This window comes from Paraburkholderia phenazinium, from assembly GCF_900141745.1.
In the GTDB taxonomy this organism is placed as follows: Bacteria; Pseudomonadota; Gammaproteobacteria; order Burkholderiales; family Burkholderiaceae; genus Paraburkholderia; species Paraburkholderia phenazinium_B.
Genome location: NZ_FSRM01000001.1, coordinates 672,811 through 689,251 on the forward strand (window position 1 = coordinate 672,811; position 16,441 = coordinate 689,251).

Annotated in this window: 15 protein-coding genes and 1 pseudogene; 5 read left to right on the forward strand and 11 right to left on the reverse strand. The window is 61.0% G+C overall.

Features of this window, described 5'->3' with window-relative positions:
* Position 1: 1 nt before the first annotated feature.
* From BUS06_RS03180 to BUS06_RS03195, 4 genes are all read right to left on the reverse strand, one after another.
* The gene (locus tag BUS06_RS03180) at positions 2-1,216 is read right to left on the reverse strand and encodes an ABC transporter substrate-binding protein (RefSeq protein WP_074262952.1); all 1,215 of its coding nucleotides are present in this window, start codon (positions 1,214-1,216) and stop codon (positions 2-4) included.
* Positions 1,217-1,272: 56 nt separating this feature from the next.
* Positions 1,273-2,031, reverse strand: coding sequence for an ABC transporter ATP-binding protein (locus BUS06_RS03185; protein ID WP_074262953.1), 759 nt, complete (start codon positions 2,029-2,031; stop codon positions 1,273-1,275).
* The gene (locus BUS06_RS03190; protein ID WP_074262954.1) at positions 2,028-2,807 is read right to left on the reverse strand and encodes an ABC transporter ATP-binding protein; all 780 of its coding nucleotides are present in this window, start codon (positions 2,805-2,807) and stop codon (positions 2,028-2,030) included. Before BUS06_RS03190 ends, BUS06_RS03185 begins: the two co-directional genes overlap by 4 nt.
* A 245-nt stretch (positions 2,808-3,052) precedes the next feature.
* The gene (locus BUS06_RS03195) at positions 3,053-4,759 is read right to left on the reverse strand and encodes a GMC family oxidoreductase (protein ID WP_074262955.1); all 1,707 of its coding nucleotides are present in this window, start codon (positions 4,757-4,759) and stop codon (positions 3,053-3,055) included.
* 722 nt (positions 4,760-5,481) lie between these two features.
* Here BUS06_RS03195 and BUS06_RS03200 point away from each other — a divergent pair.
* Together BUS06_RS03200 and BUS06_RS03205 are read left to right on the forward strand one after the other, a co-directional pair.
* Entirely contained in the window at positions 5,482-6,381 is a 900-nt protein-coding gene (locus BUS06_RS03200; protein ID WP_074262956.1) for a LysR family transcriptional regulator, read from the forward strand.
* A 226-nt stretch (positions 6,382-6,607) separates the two neighbouring features.
* Complete coding sequence (locus BUS06_RS03205) at positions 6,608-7,144, forward strand: class IV adenylate cyclase (RefSeq protein ID WP_074262957.1); 537 nt, start codon at positions 6,608-6,610, stop codon at positions 7,142-7,144.
* Between the two features lie 33 nt (positions 7,145-7,177).
* On the opposite strand, the gene BUS06_RS03210 is transcribed toward BUS06_RS03205, so the two are convergent.
* Positions 7,178-7,687, reverse strand: coding sequence for an Lrp/AsnC family transcriptional regulator (locus tag BUS06_RS03210; RefSeq protein WP_074265885.1), 510 nt, complete (start codon positions 7,685-7,687; stop codon positions 7,178-7,180).
* Positions 7,688-8,027: 340 nt separating this feature from the next.
* On the opposite strand from BUS06_RS03210, the gene BUS06_RS03215 reads away from it, so the two are divergent.
* Positions 8,028-8,327 (forward strand): 4a-hydroxytetrahydrobiopterin dehydratase, encoded by a 300-nt coding sequence (locus tag BUS06_RS03215; protein WP_074262958.1) that lies wholly within the window; start codon positions 8,028-8,030, stop codon positions 8,325-8,327.
* Positions 8,328-8,413: 86 nt separating this feature from the next.
* Here BUS06_RS03215 and BUS06_RS03220 read toward each other — a convergent pair whose 3' ends face one another.
* The gene (locus tag BUS06_RS03220; protein ID WP_074262959.1) at positions 8,414-8,638 is read right to left on the reverse strand and encodes a DUF3717 domain-containing protein; all 225 of its coding nucleotides are present in this window, start codon (positions 8,636-8,638) and stop codon (positions 8,414-8,416) included.
* Between the two features lie 121 nt (positions 8,639-8,759).
* Between BUS06_RS03220 and BUS06_RS03225 the strand changes: the two genes are divergently transcribed.
* Together BUS06_RS03225 and BUS06_RS03230 are read left to right on the forward strand one after the other, a co-directional pair.
* On the forward strand, positions 8,760-9,446 hold the full coding sequence (locus tag BUS06_RS03225; protein ID WP_074262960.1) for a response regulator transcription factor: 687 nt from the start codon (positions 8,760-8,762) through the stop codon (positions 9,444-9,446).
* Between the two features lie 152 nt (positions 9,447-9,598).
* A pseudogene (locus tag BUS06_RS03230) lies at positions 9,599-11,090 on the forward strand (sensor histidine kinase N-terminal domain-containing protein); the annotation flags it as partial.
* A 71-nt stretch (positions 11,091-11,161) separates the two neighbouring features.
* On the opposite strand, the gene BUS06_RS03235 reads toward BUS06_RS03230, so the two are convergent.
* The 5 genes from BUS06_RS03235 to BUS06_RS03255 form a co-directional block, all read right to left on the reverse strand.
* On the reverse strand, positions 11,162-11,644 hold the full coding sequence (locus tag BUS06_RS03235) for an SET domain-containing protein (protein WP_074265886.1): 483 nt from the start codon (positions 11,642-11,644) through the stop codon (positions 11,162-11,164).
* A gap of 220 nt (positions 11,645-11,864) precedes the next feature.
* Complete coding sequence (locus BUS06_RS03240) at positions 11,865-12,977, reverse strand: NADH:flavin oxidoreductase/NADH oxidase (protein ID WP_074262961.1); 1,113 nt, start codon at positions 12,975-12,977, stop codon at positions 11,865-11,867.
* Between the two features lie 134 nt (positions 12,978-13,111).
* On the reverse strand, positions 13,112-13,825 hold the full coding sequence (locus BUS06_RS03245; RefSeq protein ID WP_074262962.1) for a glutamine amidotransferase: 714 nt from the start codon (positions 13,823-13,825) through the stop codon (positions 13,112-13,114).
* 117 nt (positions 13,826-13,942) lie between these two features.
* On the reverse strand, positions 13,943-14,581 hold the full coding sequence (locus tag BUS06_RS03250; RefSeq protein WP_074262963.1) for a MarR family winged helix-turn-helix transcriptional regulator: 639 nt from the start codon (positions 14,579-14,581) through the stop codon (positions 13,943-13,945).
* A 621-nt stretch (positions 14,582-15,202) separates the two neighbouring features.
* A complete protein-coding gene (locus BUS06_RS03255) occupies positions 15,203-16,318 on the reverse strand; it encodes a YbdK family carboxylate-amine ligase (RefSeq protein ID WP_074262964.1) in 1,116 nt (371 codons plus the stop codon).
* Between the last annotated feature and the right edge of the window lie 123 nt (positions 16,319-16,441).

Below are 16,441 nucleotides of genomic sequence, written 5' to 3' on the forward strand. Positions count from 1 at the left end.
CTTATTTCCACAACGCGCAGCGCGTTTCCGCCTTGGTCGTGAACGCCTGATCGCCCGGAATGGTTGCCGTGATCTTGTAGTAGTCCCACGGTTCTTTCGATTCAGCCGGCGTCTTCACTTGCATCAGATACATGTCGTGAATCATGCTGCCGTCTTCACGGATGTAGCCCTTGGCGTAGAAGTCGTCGATCTTGGTCTTCTTCAACTGGGCCATGATCTTGTCCGGATCCGTCGAACCGACCGCCTGCACCGCCTTCAGATAGTTCGTGACGGCCGAGTAATCGGCGGCCTGCAGGCTCGACGGCATCTTCCTGGTCTTGTCAAAGTAACGCTCAGCCCACTTGCGGGTGGTGTCGTTCTTGTTCCAGTACCAGGAGTCGGTCAACACCAGACCTTGAGTCGTCTCGAGTCCGAGACTATGGATATCGTCGATAAAGATCAGCAGCGCCGCGAGCTTCATCGTCTTCGTGATGCCAAACTCCTTCGCGGCCTTGATCGAGTTGACCGTATCGCCACCGGCGTTGGCAAGGCCCAGCACCTGCGCCTTCGATGCCTGCGCCTGCAGCAGGAACGACGAGAAATCCGAAGCCGACAACGGGTGGTGCACGTCGCCGAGCACCTGGCCGCCGTTTGCCTTCACCACGGCCGCAGTCGCCGTCTCCAGCGCCTTGCCGAACGCGTAGTCAGCCGTCAGGAAGAACCACGTCTTGCCACCCTGCTTCGTCACCGCCGCGCCCGTGCCTTTCGCGAGCGCCGTCGTGTCGTACGCGTAGTGAATCGTGTACGGCGTGCATTGCTCGTTGGTCATGGTGTCCGCGCCAGCGCCGACGTTGATATAGACCTTGTGCTTTTCGCCCGCCACCTGGTTCATCGAGAGGCCGGTCGCCGAGTTCGTGCCACCGATCAGCATCTGGACGCCGTCGCGGTCGAACCATTCGCGTGCCCGCGATGCGGCGATATCCGCCTTGTTCTGGTGATCCGCATAGACCAGCTCGATCGGCTTGCCGTTGACCTTGCCGCCGAAGTCGGCGATCGCCATACGGATCGCTTCGAGGCCGCCCGGGCCGTCGATATCTGCGTAGAGGCCGGACATGTCAGTGATATAGCCGATCTTGACCGTGTCGTCGGCAGCTCGCGCGCCGCCCGTCATCACTGCGGCGCTGGCCGCAGCAGCAAAGCAGAACGCTGAAAGTCGCGCGAGGGTTTTCATTTTCATTGGTGTCTCCTTGTTTCCTTGCTTGTGGTTATCAGAGGCAATCGGGCGCTTATCGTTTATACGCCCAGCAGATCGTGCAGCGCCGGCATCTTGCTTTCGAGTTCACCCGCCCCGAAGTGCTCGACGATGCCGCCATGCTCCATCACATAGAAGCGGTCGGCGAGAGGCGCAGCAAAACGGAAATTCTGTTCGACCATCACGATCGTGTAGCCGCGCGCCTTGAGCGTCACGATCATGCGCGCGAGCGCCTGCACGATGACCGGTGCAAGACCCTCGGAGATTTCGTCGAGCAGCAGCAAGCTCGCGCCCGTGCGCAGGATGCGGGCTACAGCGAGCATCTGCTGCTCGCCGCCTGAGAGCCGCGTGCCCTGGCTCATCCGGCGTTCGTGCAGGTTCGGAAACATCGCGTAGATTTCGTCGAGCGACATCACGTGCGCGGCATCGCCGACCATCGGAGGCAGCAGCAGGTTCTCCTCACAGGAGAGGCTCGAAAAGATGCCGCGTTCCTCCGGGCAATAGCCAATGGCGCAGTGCGCGATGCGATGGGTCGGCATATCGATCGTTTCACGACCGCCGACGCGTATCGAACCGGTACGGCGGCCCGTGAGTCCCATGATCGCGCGCAGCGTGGTCGTGCGTCCGGCGCCGTTGCGGCCCAGCAGCGTCACCACTTCGCCGCGGTTCACCGTCAGATCGACGCCATGCAATATATGGGATTCACCATACCAGGCCTGCAAGCCCGCTATCTCCAGCGCGGGCTCCGCAACGGCGAGCTCGCTGACTTCGACATTCTCGCGCTCGGCAATCGTGCTCATGCGTGCGCTCCGGCGAGCGCAGCGTCGGCGCTGCCCATATAAGCCTGCATGACCAGCGGACTCCTGGATACTTCAGCGTACGTGCCTTCGGCGAGCACCTCGCCGCGCTGCAGGACGGTGATCGTATCGGAGATGCCGGCAATCACATTCATGTTGTGTTCGACCATCAGAATGGTGCGGCCGCTCGACACCTTCTTGATCAACGCCGTGACGCGATCGACGTCTTCGTGACCCATGCCCTGCGTGGGTTCGTCGAGTAGCATCAGTTCGGGCTCCATGGCGAGCGTGGTGGCGATTTCGAGGGCGCGTTTGCGTCCATAGGACAACTCGACCGTCAGCACATCGGCGAAATCGGTCAAACCGACCTGGGTCAGCAGATCCATGGCGCGATCATCGAGTTGATGCAGCGAACGCTCGCTTTTCCAGAAATGAAACGCCGTGCCCAGGGCACGCTGCAGACCGATGCGCACGTTCTGCAATGCCGTCAGATGCGGAAACACAGCGGAAATCTGAAACGAGCGGATGATGCCGCGCCGGGCGATCTGTGCGGGCCGTTCGCGCGTGATATCGACGCCGTTGTAGACGATCTGCCCGGCAGTGGGTACGAGAAATTTGGTCAGCAGATTAAAACAGGTGGTTTTGCCGGCACCGTTCGGACCTATCAGCGCATGAATCGAGCCACGGCGTACGCGCAGGTTGACGCCGTTGACGGCGACAAAGCCCTTGAACTCCCTGGTCAGCCCGCGCGTTTCGAGAATCGTATCGCCGAGAATCATGTTCCCTTCCATGCGAAGTAAGGCGAAGCACTACGATCTTCCGCGCCAAAGGCTGCGCGACGTTTTGATGGCGACGACACCCCCGTGCCGATCGTTGGCGTGGTGCACCAATGCGGACGGTAATCCATGGCGCGCGACGCAGCATGGCGTCATTGTCGCGCCAATGATGCACCGCATTCATCGGGATTTGCACTTAGTATGCAATTGCGCGCCGCGGGACCCGCGGCGCGCAACGGGCCTGCCTGTCATGCAATGGACATCGAAGCGGTGGAATTTGTCTGCAATGCCTGCGCCGCAGCGCGTGCACGACGATCCTCGCGAATCATGTCGCTCGCGCGCTCGGCGATCATCAGCGTTGGAGAGTTGGTGTTGCCCGAGGTGATGGTGGGCATCACCGAGGCATCGACTACGCGCAAACCCTCGACTCCGATCACGCGCAGACGCTGGTCGACGACGGCGGCGGGATCGTCCGCGCTACCCATGCGACAGGTGCCGACCGGATGAAAGATCGTCGTACCGACCTTGCCGGCCGCCCGCTGCAGTTCCTCTTCAGTCTGAAACTCAATGCCGGGAAGAATCTCCTGCGGCCGATACGGGGCCAATGCGGGCGCCGCAGCGATACGCCGCGTGAGACGCACGGCATTGGCGGCAACGTGCCGGTCGTAATCCGTGGACAGGTAATTGGGCGCGATCAGCGGCGGCGCATCGGCCTCGGGCGAGGTGATATGAATACTGCCGCGCGAGGTGGGACGCAAATGACACACCGAGGCGGTAAACGCGTTGAAGCGATGCAGGGGCTCACCGAAGCGATCGAGCGAGAGCGGCTGCACGTGATACTCGAGATCGGGCCGCGTGAGCGAGCGGTCTTCCGGGTCCGACTTCGCAAAGGCGCCGAGTTGGGACGGCGCCATTGCCATGGGTCCGCTCTGAAACAGCGCGTACTCCAGACCAATCATGAGCTTGCCCCACCAGTGCGCGGAGGCGGTGTTGAGGGTGCGCACGCCATCGACCTTGTAGGCCATCCGCAATTGCAGATGATCCTGGAGATTCTCACCTACACCGCGCAGGTCATGGACGACGTCGATGCCGAGGTTTTGCAGACGTACGCCATTACCGATACCGGAGAGCTCGAGCAATTGCGGCGAGTTGACGGCGCCAGAACTGAGGATGACTTCACAACGGGCCTTGGCGAAATAATTGGTGTTATCGCCGCGATATTCGACGCCGGTGCAGCGACGCCCATCGAAGACGACGCGTTGCGTCAGCGCACCCGTAATGATGGTGAGATTCGGGCGCTTCAGCGCGGGCCGCAGAAAGGCCTTCGAGGCGTTCCAGCGAACACCGCGCTTCTGGTTCACGTCGAAATAGCCGACGCCGGTGTTGTCACCGCGATTGAAGTCATCGGTGGCAGGGAGACCGGCTTGCTGCGCGGCTTGCGAGAACGTTTCGAGGATTTTCCACTTGAGGCGTTGTTTTTCGACGCGCCACGGGCCGCCGGAGCCGTGCGATTCGTTGGCGCCGCCGTAGTAGTCTTCGCTGCGTCTGAAGATGGGGAGGACGTTGTTCCAGGACCACGAGGGGTCATTGGTGACGCGGGCCCATTCATCGTAGTCTTCGCGCTGGCCGCGCATATAGATCATGCCGTTTATTGAGGAGCTACCGCCCAGGACTCTGCCGCGTGGGTATGAGAGGGTGCGGCCGTTCAGGCCGGGTTCTTCTCGTGTTTTGTAGAGCCAGTCGGTGCGGGGGTTGCCGATGCAGTACAGGTACCCTACCGGGACGTGGATCCAGTGGTAGTCGTCCTTGCCGCCGGCTTCCAGTAGAAGTACTGATATTTCTGGGTCTTCGCTCAGGCGGTTTGCTAGCACGCAGCCGGCTGTGCCGGCGCCTACTATTATGTAGTCGTATTCGCCCTCCTGCGTTCGGGCAGCGCTCTGTTGGGTTGTGGTCATTGCTTTGTCTCCGGATTGCTGCTTTTTGTCTGCTTGGCGTGGTTTGTTTTTTGCCTGCGGCGCCTTGGTTCGTTGGTGTTACTGTGGCGTTGGCCTTTCCTTGCTTTGTTAGTGGTCTATTGGCTTCGCCCCTGTGCGGGGCGGCACTTACTTTCTTTGCCGCCGCAAAGAAAGTAAGCAAAGAAAGCGGGCTTCCAACCGCTAGCTCGTAGGTGTCCACCACTCGTGTGAACACGGAGTGGTCCGCGCACGAAACGTGCGCTCGCACCACACGAGCTCGTGACAAAGGACTCATCCACCCCACTCCGCACTAGGTGCGTTGCGGATGGGTTTACCGAGGAAAGCAGGGGACGTGTGCGCGGGTGTTCGTTTCGCACCCCGCCGTCGCTGCACAATTCCTTGTCCATTCGCTTATCGTGTAACGTCATACTTAGGTATCCAAACACTTTCCGCATTGCCTTGCAAGTCGACGCTCGCACCCCACCCTCGAGGACCCATCCGCCACGCTGCGCGTGGGCGGGATGAATGAGTCCTTTGTCACGGAGGGTGAGCGCACAGAGGCGACGCTAATAGACCACTGACAAAGCAAGGAAAGGCCAACCCCGCAGGAACACGGACCAGCGCCGCACAGGCAACAACAAAACCCAAAGCGTAAGCCCCACCCCGACCAAAATCTAATGAGTAATGCTCAACTGCCGTATAAGCCGCGCTAATATCAGCAGATGGACCTAACCCTGCTACGAGCATTCGTCACTGTCGCCCACGAGGGCAACCTCACGCGTGCAGCGGTGCAACTACACCTAACCCAACCAGCCGTCAGCCTACAGATCAAGCACCTGCAGGAAACGCTAGGCCTGACATTGTTTACCCGTACCTCCCACGGCCTATCATTAACCCGCGACGGCCAGGCGCTTCTCCCCCACGCAGAACGAGCCCTCACCGCCGCCAGCGACGTAGACCGCGCCGCCGCTTCATTACGCCACGAAGTGCGCGGCCGCTTACGCATTGGCACCATCCTCGATCCGGAATTCCTCCGCCTCGGCGGTTTCCTCAAACAACTCGTCGAGACCTGGCCACACATCGAAACAGCGCTGCGCCATGGCATGTCCGGCTGGGTCCTCGAGCAGATCCGTACAGGCGAGCTCGATGTCGGCTACTACATCGGCCAGCCATCGGACGACGAAACGCGTGACAGCGCCATCTTCCACGCCGTCACGCTGACGCACTTCCAGTACCGCGTGCTCGCGCCCGCCGGCTGGAAAGACCGCGTTAAAGGCGCGCGCGACTGGCGCGCGCTCGCCGCCCTGCCGTGGATCTGGACGCCGCCCGCGTCCGCCCATCACCGGCTTCTGTCGCGCCGCTTTGCCGAGGCCGGCGTCAAGCCTGTTAAGGTGGCTGAGGTCGATCAGGAGCCGTCGATGCTCGATCTGGTCAAATCCGGCGTTGGCCTGACCCTCGTGCGCGACGCAACCGCCATCGCCGAGGCCCATGCGCACGCGCTCACCATCGTCGAGGGTGTAACGGTGCCGACCCAGTTGAGCTTCGTCACGCTAGCCACCCGCAAGGACGATCCGGCCATCGCCGCCGCCCTCAAGCTCATCGAGCAGCAATGGGCGATATGAGTCCGGCTCATGACAGCGAGAAGGCTTGCGGCGGCGAATCACATGAATCACCCAAATCACCGCCAACGTAACGCCACGGTCACGCGCTTTTTGCTAGATTCAGGGTTCGCGCACGTTGTCCGCGCAGCGCTTTTGTTTTGAGTTCGTTCGAGTTTGTCCTTCACGGCACGCTTCATCCTGTCCCACCCGAAGCCGCCGAAAATCCATCCTTCCTCAGGAGCCTGACATGGCCCGCAACATCGAAATCAAAGCCCGCGCCCAGCACTTCGATCAACTCAGCGAACGCGCCGCGGAACTGTCGCCCGAGGCTCCGCTGATCTTCCGCCAGCAGGACTTCTTCTACGATGTGCCGCGTGGCCGCCTCAAGCTGCGGCAGTTCGACGACGGCACGCCCGCTGAACTGATCTTCTATCAGCGCGACGACCGCGACGGCCCCAAGGCTTCGTACTACACGCGCAGCCCCGTGACCAATCCGGAAGCCATGCACTCGCTGCTCGCCACGGCATTGACCACACGTGGCATCGTCACCAAGGAACGCCACGTCTACACGATCGGACGTACGCGGATTCACCTCGACCGGGTGGACGGTCTGGGTGACTTTGTCGAGCTGGAAGTGCTCCTCGCGCAGGACGACGAGGAGGAAGACGGGCACGCTGAAGCGCACGAGATGTTTGCGAAGCTAGGGGTGCCGGAGTCGGATCTGGTGGCCGTCGCGTATGTGGATCTGCTCAGCCCGGATAGCGAGCCGCGCAAGGTTGCATAGTCCGTCAGGTGGCCAGCAGGACCGCCCGGCGGGTCACCGCCCGCTGCCTGCCTGGCCGGCGGCGGCCCCCGGCGCCAGATGCCCCAACGGCAACGGCCCGTTGCGCTTGAATGTAGTGAGCACGATATTCGAGCGCACACTGTCCACCCCCGGCACGCGCATCAGCTTCTTCATAACAAACGACGACAGCGCGTTCAGATCGGGCGCAACAATGCGCAGCAGATAATCCGCATCGCCGACCACCGCGTGGCACTCGAGCACCTCGGGCAGCATATCAATCTGCTGCTGGAACTGTTCGACGATCGAGTCGCCGTGATGCTTGAGCTTCAGACTCGTAAACGCGGTCACGCCGAGGCCCAGCTTTTCGGGCCGCAGCACCACGCGATAGCCGTCCACCACGCCCAGCTGCTCGAGACGCTGCAACCGCCGGCCAATCTGCGACGGCGACAGCGGTACCTGCTCGCCGAGTTGTTGATGCGTCGCCCGTCCAAAGCGCTGCAAGACCTCGAGCAACGCGAGATCGAAGTGATCAAGTTCAAGCATGATGATTCCCCGCATCAATATATCGTTTAATGCACGATTATTGCATACATAACTCAATCTATGCTTCGTTCACGCTCTCTATAAGCATTTACCGCACCGCGCATAGCAATGTCTGAGCTGCCTGACACGTGAAGCCGTCGCAACGAGTCCGACCAGCATACCTCTCCTGCGCGGCCGTCACCTCCGCACATGCTCAAACACGCATCGCCCTGCGCCGAGCCTTGATCCGTGAAAAAATAGGCCAATGTCCGCGCAATGCGCGCCGCTCCGATGCGGGCGCGCTACCGGCCGCCAAGACGGTTGCGCTAAGGTGCACCACTGCAGATCAGGAGGTATCCTCATGATTCACAAACTCACTTCCGAAGAGCGTTCCACGCAATTGGGCGAGTTGCGCGGCTGGGTAGCCGTAGCCGGCCGCGACGCGATCCAGCGACAACTCAAGTTTGCCGATTTCAACGAGGCGTTCGGTTTCATGACGCGGGTCGCAATCAAGGCCCAGGAAATGGACCACCACCCGGAGTGGTTCAACGTCTATAACAAGGTGGAGATCACCTTGTCGACGCATGAGGCGAATGGGCTAACGGAACGGGACATTTTGCTGGCCCGTTTTATCGATCAGATCGCCATAGGGGCACAGTAAAACTGGTGGTGAATGTCGTGCATAAAAGTGCGTTTGCAGTACGATGAAAGCGCTTTGCAGGCATTCAGACGCGCAAACCTTCACTTCTACAGGCCATTCTTAAGGCGAACGTAAGAATTCCATGCTTCCCTCGCGGTCTCATCCAAACCTTCCGGTGGTAGCGCGTTCCGACGCTGTACAATCATCAGCGCATACGGCTTGGAGAGCGCGCTTGCCTCCTTGCACAGAACGAGTTCGTCGCCGCTCGAAGGTGAGCGGGCGCGCCAGAAGTTGATCGCGGCTTCCAGTTCGTGGATCGTTATATCGGACATGACTCTCGTGATCGCTCGATGGACGCGCAGGTACGGCGACGCCGCCAGGCACCCTGTGCAGCAGGCGCCCCGGCGAACCGCGTGCCCGAACGCCTAAACCCATTGTACTTGAGCGAAACCCATGCGACTCCTTCTGATCGAAGATGACCGCCCCATCGCACGCGGCATCCAAAGCAGTCTCGAACAAGCCGGCTTCACGGTCGACATGGTCCACGACGGCATTTTCGCCGAACAGGCCCTCACGCAAAACCGTCACGAGCTCGTGATCCTCGATCTGGGCTTGCCTGGCATCGACGGCATGACGTTGCTCTCGCGTTTTCGCCAGAGCAACCGGCATACGCCGGTGATCGTGCTGACCGCGCGCGACGAACTGAACGACCGCGTCCAGGGCCTGAATTCCGGCGCCGACGACTACATGCTGAAACCGTTTGAACCGGCCGAGCTCGAAGCACGCATCCGTGCCGTGATGCGCCGCAGCGGTCCGCACGGCGACATGCCGCGTCCGGAAGTGTCGTTGGGCGGCGTGCGCCTGTCGGGCGTCGATCGCCGCATCTTCAACGACGACAAGCCGCTCGAACTGTCGCCACGCGAATTCGCGGTGCTCGAAATGCTGCTGCTGCGTCATGGCCGCGTGGTCAGCAAAGCGCAGTTGCAGGATCACCTGACGCACTTCGGCGGCGATCTCGGCGACACCGCGATCGAAGTCTACGTGCACCGTGTGCGCAAAAAGCTCGAAAACTGCCGTGTCGAAATCGTCACGGTGCGTGGCTTCGGCTACCTGTTGCAGGAAATCCGTCAGGCCGCATAATGGCCATGAAGGTCCAGGGTCGCCATCGCGGCCCGATGACCTGACGGCGCTGGGCCGGCATGGCGCATCCATCGCGAGGATGCGCGGTTCGCCGTTGCCCAGCGGCTTTCAGCGGCTCACGTGCCGCTCGGCCTCTTTTATCGCGTTCGACCATGCCCCACCCGGCCGCGAATAGCCTGCGTCGCACGCTGCTGCGCCGCCTTGCCGCTCCCCTCTCCCTGCTCGCTCTGATGAGCGGCCTGATCGCTTACTGGCTCGCGTGGCAGTACACGCAGCACGTGGTCGACCGGTCGCTGGCGGACCTCGCCACGGCCATCTCCAGACAAATCCAGATTGCTGGCCCGAATGCGAAGGCGACGGTGCCGCCGCTCGCCCAGGCCATGTTCTCCGATCCTATCGAGCACCTGATCTACCGGATCAGCGACGGCGACACTGAAATCGCCGGCGATGCCAAACTGCCGCTGCAGGGCAAAAGCGTGCGCATCATGCACTACGCCTACGTGTTCGAAACGCAGTATCAAGGCGTCACGATGCGGGTTGCGCAGGTACGCGTCGATCAGCCAACGGGCAACCCGATCGTCATCGAGGTGGGGCAGCCGGTCGAGCACCGCATCGAGATCGCCGCCGAATTCCTGGTTGCCATCATGATGCCGTTGCTGCTGCTGCTGCTCGCCGGCTGGGTAATCGTATGGCGGGTGGTGAACCAGCAGCTCAACCCACTCACCGATCTGGCCGACTCGCTGAACCGGCAGACCCACACGTCGCTCGAGCCGGTTGACGAAACCTACGTGCCGGTCGAAATCCGTCCGCTGACGGGTGCACTGAACGCGCTGCTCGACCGCCTGAAATCCGCACTCGACGCCCAGCGCAAGTTCATCGCTGACGCAGCACATCAGCTGCGCACGCCGCTTACCGCCGTCAAATTGCATGCGGAACAGGCGGCCATCGCCCGCGATCCGCAACACACGTTGGCGGCCGTGCGTGAACTGCGCGCCGCTGCGGACCGTGCGGTGCGTCTGTCGAACCAGTTGTTATCGCTGGCGCGCGCCGAGCCTGGCGAGCAGGCCGCGCGCTTCGTCAACGTCGACATGGCGGCGCTCGCCTTCGACACCGGTGCCGAATGGGTGCCGCGTGCGCTCGCCGTGCACGTCGACCTCGGTTTCCAGCGTCTGGACGACCCCGCCAACGATCGCCCGCTGATCGCGCGCGGCAACCCGGTGCTGCTGCATGAGGTGATTGCCAACCTGCTCGACAACGCGCTGAAGTATGTGCCGCCCTCGCGCTTCGACGGCGGGCGTATCACGGTCACCGTCTCGCAGAGCACCGTCGGCGATGTGCGGATGGCTGAGATCGTCGTCGAAGATAACGGGCCAGGTGTGCCGCTGGTGCAGCAGGCTGATCTCTTCAAACGGTTTTTCCGCGGCGACGGCCAGAGCGAAAATGGAGTCGATAGCGGCGCGGGCCTTGGCCTCGCCATCGTTCACGACATCATGGTGCTGCATCACGGCAGCGTGCATTACGAGGATGCACCGGAAGGCGGGGCCCGCTTTATCGCGCGGATTCCGCTCATTCGCGCCGAAGCAGTGCGCGACACCGAGAACCGGCGCACCAAAAAAATCGGCGCACCAGGCGCCGATCGATCTGTTATTTCGCAGTAGTTTTCTCGCCCTGGATGGCCGCGCCATGGCCGGCCATCCAAAGACTGTGCGCGGGCATTACTTCTTCTTTTTCTTGCCCTTCTTGTCGCTCTTTTCCGGCGGCGCCAGCATGGTGCCACGGCATTTTCGCGCGCCGCACCGGCACTCGTACTCCTTCTGCAGCTTCTTGGTCTGACGTGCGTCGATCACGAGGCCGTAGTCGTAGAACAGTTCTTCGTCGGCCTCGATGTCGCGCAGCGCGTGAACGTACACGTGCCCGTCGATTTCTTCGGCTTCGCAGTTCGGCGCGCACGAGTGGTTGATCCAGCGCGCGCTATTGCCGTCCACCTTGCCGTCGATGACGCCCCCGCCATCCAGCGCGAAGTAAAACGTATGGTTCGGCTCTTTCGGATTGTGTGGATGACGTCGCAAAGCTTCTTTCCACGAGATCCGCTCGCCCTTGTATTCGATCAGGCGCTCGCCGGCCGCAATCGGTTCGACCGCAAACACGCCTTTGCCATGCACTCCAGAACGGCGCACGGCGATCCTGCGTGAACTCATTGAATGAATCCTTGTGAAGAACTTGAGGTGAACATCCCGGCTTTCGTCAGCACCGGCGACACGCCAGCAGCCGGATTTTCCGACGCGAATAGCAAACGCGGCGCCATGCAGGCGCCGCGTCATCTTGCAACGCACTTGCGTCACATCCGGCATCGTACACGCTTGCTATGGCTTCCTTCAACCGTCAAACAAGCATCAGCATGTTGTGCCGGCGACAGATCTAACGCTGTCCGAACGAAATCTCACCAAACAGCGCTTTCTGATCGCGCGGTTGCGAGCGCCAGTATTGCGGCGGCGCTTCGACTGTCGCGCCCAGTTGGGCGGCGGCATGCCACGGCCAGCGCGGGTTGTAGAGCAGTCCGCGAGCCAATGCGATCAGGTCTGCGTCACCTTCTTCGATCAGTTGCTCGGCGTGCAGCGGATCGGTGATGAGACCCACTGCGATCGTGGGGAGGCCCGTAGCCTGCTTCACCGCGCGCGCGAACGGAACCTGATAACCCGGTTCGAGCGGGATCTTCTGCAACGGCGAGACGCCTCCTGACGACACGTCGATCCAGTCGCAACCGCGCTTTTTCAACTCCTGCGCGAAGGCGATCGTGTCATCGAGACTCCAGCCGCCTTCGACCCAGTCGGTTGCGGAAACCCGCACGCCGACCGGCTTGTCGGCCGGAAACGCGGCACGCACGATTTCGAATATCTCCAGCGGAAAGCGCATGCGGTTTTCACGCGAACCGCCATATTCGTCCTGTCGTTGATTGGCGATCGGCGACAGGAACTGATGCAGCAGATAGCCGTGTGCGCCATGCACTTCCAGCGCGTCGATACCAAGACGCGCTGCGCGTCGGGCCGATGCCGCAAACGCCTCGCGAATGCGGTTGAGACCCGGCGTATCGAGCGCGAGCGGCGGTTCCTCGCCTGCTTTGTGCGGCAGCGAAGACGGTGCGTGGGGCAACCACCCGCCCTCGGCAACCGGAATCAGCTGACCGCCGTCCCATGGCGTGTGGCTCGAGGCCTTGCGCCCGGCGTGCGCGAGTTGCATCGCGACCGGGATCGAGGAGTGTTTGCGGATAGCTGCAAGCACCGGCACGAGTGCGGCTTCGGTCGCGTCGTCCCAGAGGCCGAGATCGCCCGGGGTGATGCGGCCATCGGGTTCGACCGCCGTGGCCTCGACGCACAGCATGCCTGCGCCCGATAACGCCATGCTGCCCAGATGGATCATGTGCCATGCGGTCGCCTCGCCGCGCTCGGCGGAGTATTGACACATTGGCGACACAACAATGCGATTAGCAAGTGTCACGCTACGCAGCGTGAGCGGAGAGAAAAGCGCGCTCATGGATTACGCCTTTGGGATTGCGGAAGAGCGAATGAGGATAGCACCGTGCCCGATTCGTTGCTGGACAGCAGTACGTATCCATCAGCCGCGGCACCCGATGCCCGGCCGCTATTGCGCCTGGCACTACGTACGGTTTATGCCTTCTTCTCGACCTGATCGAGCCACTCGCCGAACATCAGGCGCGCGCCCTCTTCCAGGCGCGGACCCAACCGGGCGGTATCGGCACGGAGTTCACGCACATCGATGCCTTCAGAGGCGATTTCCCCGGCATTGCCGATCAGCCAGGGCTCGAAACGGTCGGCCCGGATTTCCGGGTGGCATTGCAGGCCGAGCACATGTTTGCCCCAGCTGAACGCCTGGTTTTCGCAGGCGACTGTGGACGCAAGGTGCGTCGCGCCTGCGGGCAGGTCGAAAGTATCGCCGTGCCAATGAAGCATGGAGGTCAGTGCGCCGTCCAGATGCCGAAGCGGCGACGCGCGTCCGGCTTCCGTCAGCGTGAGCGGCGTCCAGCCAAGTTCGGTCTGAGGTGCGCGGTATACCCGCGCGCCGAGTGCGCGTGCAATCAGTTGCGCGCCAAGGCAAATGCCGAGGGTCGGCAAACCTGCCGCGATACGCTTTTCGATCATCGACAACAGCGGCGTAATGGTCGGATAGCGCGCATCGTCAATGGCGCTGATCGGGCCGCCGAGAATGACCATCAGCGAAGGCGCAACAGGATCCGGCGCCTCGATGCGGGCAAATCCGACATCGAGATAACGCACCGGCCGGCTGCGCTCGCCCAGCACCAGTTCGAGACTGCCCAGATCTTCGAAGTGGACATGGCGAATAGCCAGAACTTCGTGATTCATCGGCACATCTCACCCTCAGTTTGAACAAAAAATAAGTCGTCCGACGGCACAAAACCGGCCAGGCAGGCCGCGTCGAGCGGCTGCCATGACCGGTTTCGCCTTACAGCAGACCCCGCGTTACTGCGCGTAGATCTTCCAGATCTTCTTCTGGGTCGCGACGTCAGCCGTTTCGTGAACGGAGCAATCCAGGCGCACTTCCGTATCCGACATGTTCAGGTCGAGCAGCTTGCAATGATGCGGCGTCTTCTTCGCATTCTTGCTCGGCTCGAAGTGCGTACACGTCAGACACATGCGGTGCGGCGGGATGTCGTCCTGCTCTTCGAGCTGACGAACCGTCTTCAGCAAGGTGCGGTAGAACAGCGCCTGCTCGTCGTCACGCAGTGTACCGACTGCCTTCGACAGGAAGTCCGGCCATTGCGCAGCGCGCTTGGCTGCCGTGCGGCCACGAGCCGTCAGACGTACCGCGAGGGCGCGGCCGTCGTCGAGCGCACGGCGCTTTTCGACCAGTCCCTTGCTTTCCAAAGTGCTGACTGCGTCGCTTGTGGTCGCGGCCGTCAAAGCCGTTTCACGTGCGATCTCGCCCAGACGCATCGGACCCTTGCGTTGCATCAGCAACACCAGAATCTCGCCCTGGGTCGGCGTCAGTCCCGCGCCTTCGGCCCACTCCCATGCCTGGCTTCGCATGGCCGTGCTCAGTCGCAATAGGCTGTGGGTAACTCGCCCGGTTGCCTGCTCTCCGTATACGCCTTCGCTCATAATCTTTCGTTGGTTATTGACAGCATGCCGCTGTTTAGCTGGCCGTCGGGTGCCAAACACGCCGGCAGCCTGTGTGGGGGCAGCCTCGCCCGAACCACGGACGGACTGAATCAACTATCTCGAAAATGTACCGCTTCGTACGCCATTGCTGGCAAACGCTACAACACTTTTTTGCTATCTCCAACACAGTCGCCTCCCTGAAACCGGTCTGCGACTCCACCATGCCGAAGCAGCGAAAACGACATTCTATGCGAGAGCGGCCAATCGTACAGCTAAGTTATTCACGCTCACCTGTGGATAACCACCGAAAAAGGCCCGGGACTGCCTGTGCACCGATTCTTGACAAGCCTTTCGTCCCCTCTGCGCCCGCAAAGTTATCCGGACTTTCCACCCTGGATCCTCGTCCGAACCGCGCAGTTATCATTAACGCATGACTTTGACTTTTCAGGGAATTATTCAGTTGTCCACAGGCCGGTGTCATGCTTGTTAACTACTACTACGTATGTATACGTAAACTTTGGAAATCTCTAAGGAACACTTACTGGAATCAGGACGACGAAAAAAATTCGCAAAAAATTCTCCGTCTGCAGATTCCAGCCGGGCATCGCCGACCTTATTCGCTTACGCGCGCCACTGCAAACATTGTTGCCGAACCGCCTCATGCAACGATTTTTCATGTTCGAAGACCGTGCGTAACCAGGTTGCATCGTTGACCTGACCACGCGCGATCGAAGCGACTTCGGCCAGCGCTTTCCCCGAGCCGAGCGCCTCGGCATGCGGCGCGATCCGATCCAGTGTCTCGAGAATGTCTTCTGAAATCGTTTTACGCTCGCCGGTCTGCGGATCGATACAGGTTCCCTCCAGTCCAAAGCGGCACGCTTCGAAACGATTAAATGTGTAGACAAGGTAATCGTCTTCCTTCGGCGTCAGCGGTTTATCGAGCAGCAGATGACGCGCAAGGGTCTGGATGTAGCAGGCAATCGCCGCGGCCCGGTCGACCGACAGCGGCGTATCCATCACCCGCACCTCGATCGTGCCGAAGCCCGGCTTCGGACGAATGTCCCAGTAAAAATCCTTCATGCTGTTTACGACACCCGTGTGAACCATCTTCGAAAAGTACTCTTCGAAGCTGTCCCACGTCAGCATGAACGGCGCGCGGCCTGACAGCGGAAAGGCAAAAACCGAATTCAGACGCGCCGAATGAAAGCCGGTATCGACGCCTTGCACGAACGGCGACGATGCCGAAAGCGCGATGAAGTGTGGAATAAAACGCGACATCGAGTGTAGGAGAAACAGCGCGCTGTCCGAATTCGGACAACCGATATGCACGTGCTGGCCGAACACGGTGAACTGCTTGGCGAGGTAGCCATACAACTCGGAAAGGTACTGAAAGCGAGGCGTGTCGACGATCTGCCTGTCGCTCCATTGCTGGAAAGCGTGGGTGCCCCCGCCGCACAAGCCAACGTTCAGATGATCGGCGGCGCTGACCAGCGTGTCGCGGATCGTGCGCAGATCGGTCAACGCCTGCTCATGCGACGTGCAGATGCCGGTCGAGAGTTCGATCATGCTTTCGGTGATCTCCGGCGTGATGTTGCCGGGGATTTTTTCATCCTTGATGAGCCGCAACAGATCGGAAGCAGCTTTGGTCAGATCATAGTCATGAGTATTGACGATCTGCATCTCGAGTTCGATACCGAAGGTGAACGGTTGCGAATCGACGAAGCGTTCGAGTGACATGGCGTCCCCTGATTCAAGTCCGCGGGACAGACTAAACCTGCCCCGCCGTTTCAATGTTCAATGTCGCATATGCATGCAGAAATGCGGCGCACAGCATTGCGGCGCGCAGCTTGCGCGCAACAC

Bases quoted from the DNA above. Each gene is read 5' to 3' on its own strand.
- BUS06_RS03220 (WP_074262959.1), bottom strand. From the start codon at position 8,638: ATGTCCGATATAACGATCCACGAACTGGAAGCCGCGATCAACTTCTGG.
- BUS06_RS03240 (WP_074262961.1), bottom strand. From the start codon at position 12,977: ATGAGCGCGCTTTTCTCTCCGCTCACGCTGCGTAGCGTGACACTTGCT.
- BUS06_RS03215 (WP_074262958.1), top strand. From the start codon at position 8,028: ATGATTCACAAACTCACTTCCGAAGAGCGTTCCACGCAATTGGGCGAG.
- BUS06_RS03190 (WP_074262954.1), bottom strand. From the start codon at position 2,807: ATGATTCTCGGCGATACGATTCTCGAAACGCGCGGGCTGACCAGGGAG.
- BUS06_RS03205 (WP_074262957.1), top strand. From the start codon at position 6,608: ATGGCCCGCAACATCGAAATCAAAGCCCGCGCCCAGCACTTCGATCAA.
- BUS06_RS03200 (WP_074262956.1), top strand. From the start codon at position 5,482: ATGGACCTAACCCTGCTACGAGCATTCGTCACTGTCGCCCACGAGGGC.
- BUS06_RS03185 (WP_074262953.1), bottom strand. From the start codon at position 2,031: ATGAGCACGATTGCCGAGCGCGAGAATGTCGAAGTCAGCGAGCTCGCC.
- BUS06_RS03245 (WP_074262962.1), bottom strand. From the start codon at position 13,825: ATGAATCACGAAGTTCTGGCTATTCGCCATGTCCACTTCGAAGATCTG.
- BUS06_RS03235 (WP_074265886.1), bottom strand. From the start codon at position 11,644: ATGAGTTCACGCAGGATCGCCGTGCGCCGTTCTGGAGTGCATGGCAAA.
- BUS06_RS03250 (WP_074262963.1), bottom strand. From the start codon at position 14,581: ATGAGCGAAGGCGTATACGGAGAGCAGGCAACCGGGCGAGTTACCCAC.
- BUS06_RS03210 (WP_074265885.1), bottom strand. From the start codon at position 7,687: ATGCTTGAACTTGATCACTTCGATCTCGCGTTGCTCGAGGTCTTGCAG.
- BUS06_RS03195 (WP_074262955.1), bottom strand. From the start codon at position 4,759: ATGACCACAACCCAACAGAGCGCTGCCCGAACGCAGGAGGGCGAATAC.
- BUS06_RS03225 (WP_074262960.1), top strand. From the start codon at position 8,760: ATGCGACTCCTTCTGATCGAAGATGACCGCCCCATCGCACGCGGCATC.
- BUS06_RS03255 (WP_074262964.1), bottom strand. From the start codon at position 16,318: ATGTCACTCGAACGCTTCGTCGATTCGCAACCGTTCACCTTCGGTATC.
- BUS06_RS03180 (WP_074262952.1), bottom strand. From the start codon at position 1,216: ATGAAAATGAAAACCCTCGCGCGACTTTCAGCGTTCTGCTTTGCTGCT.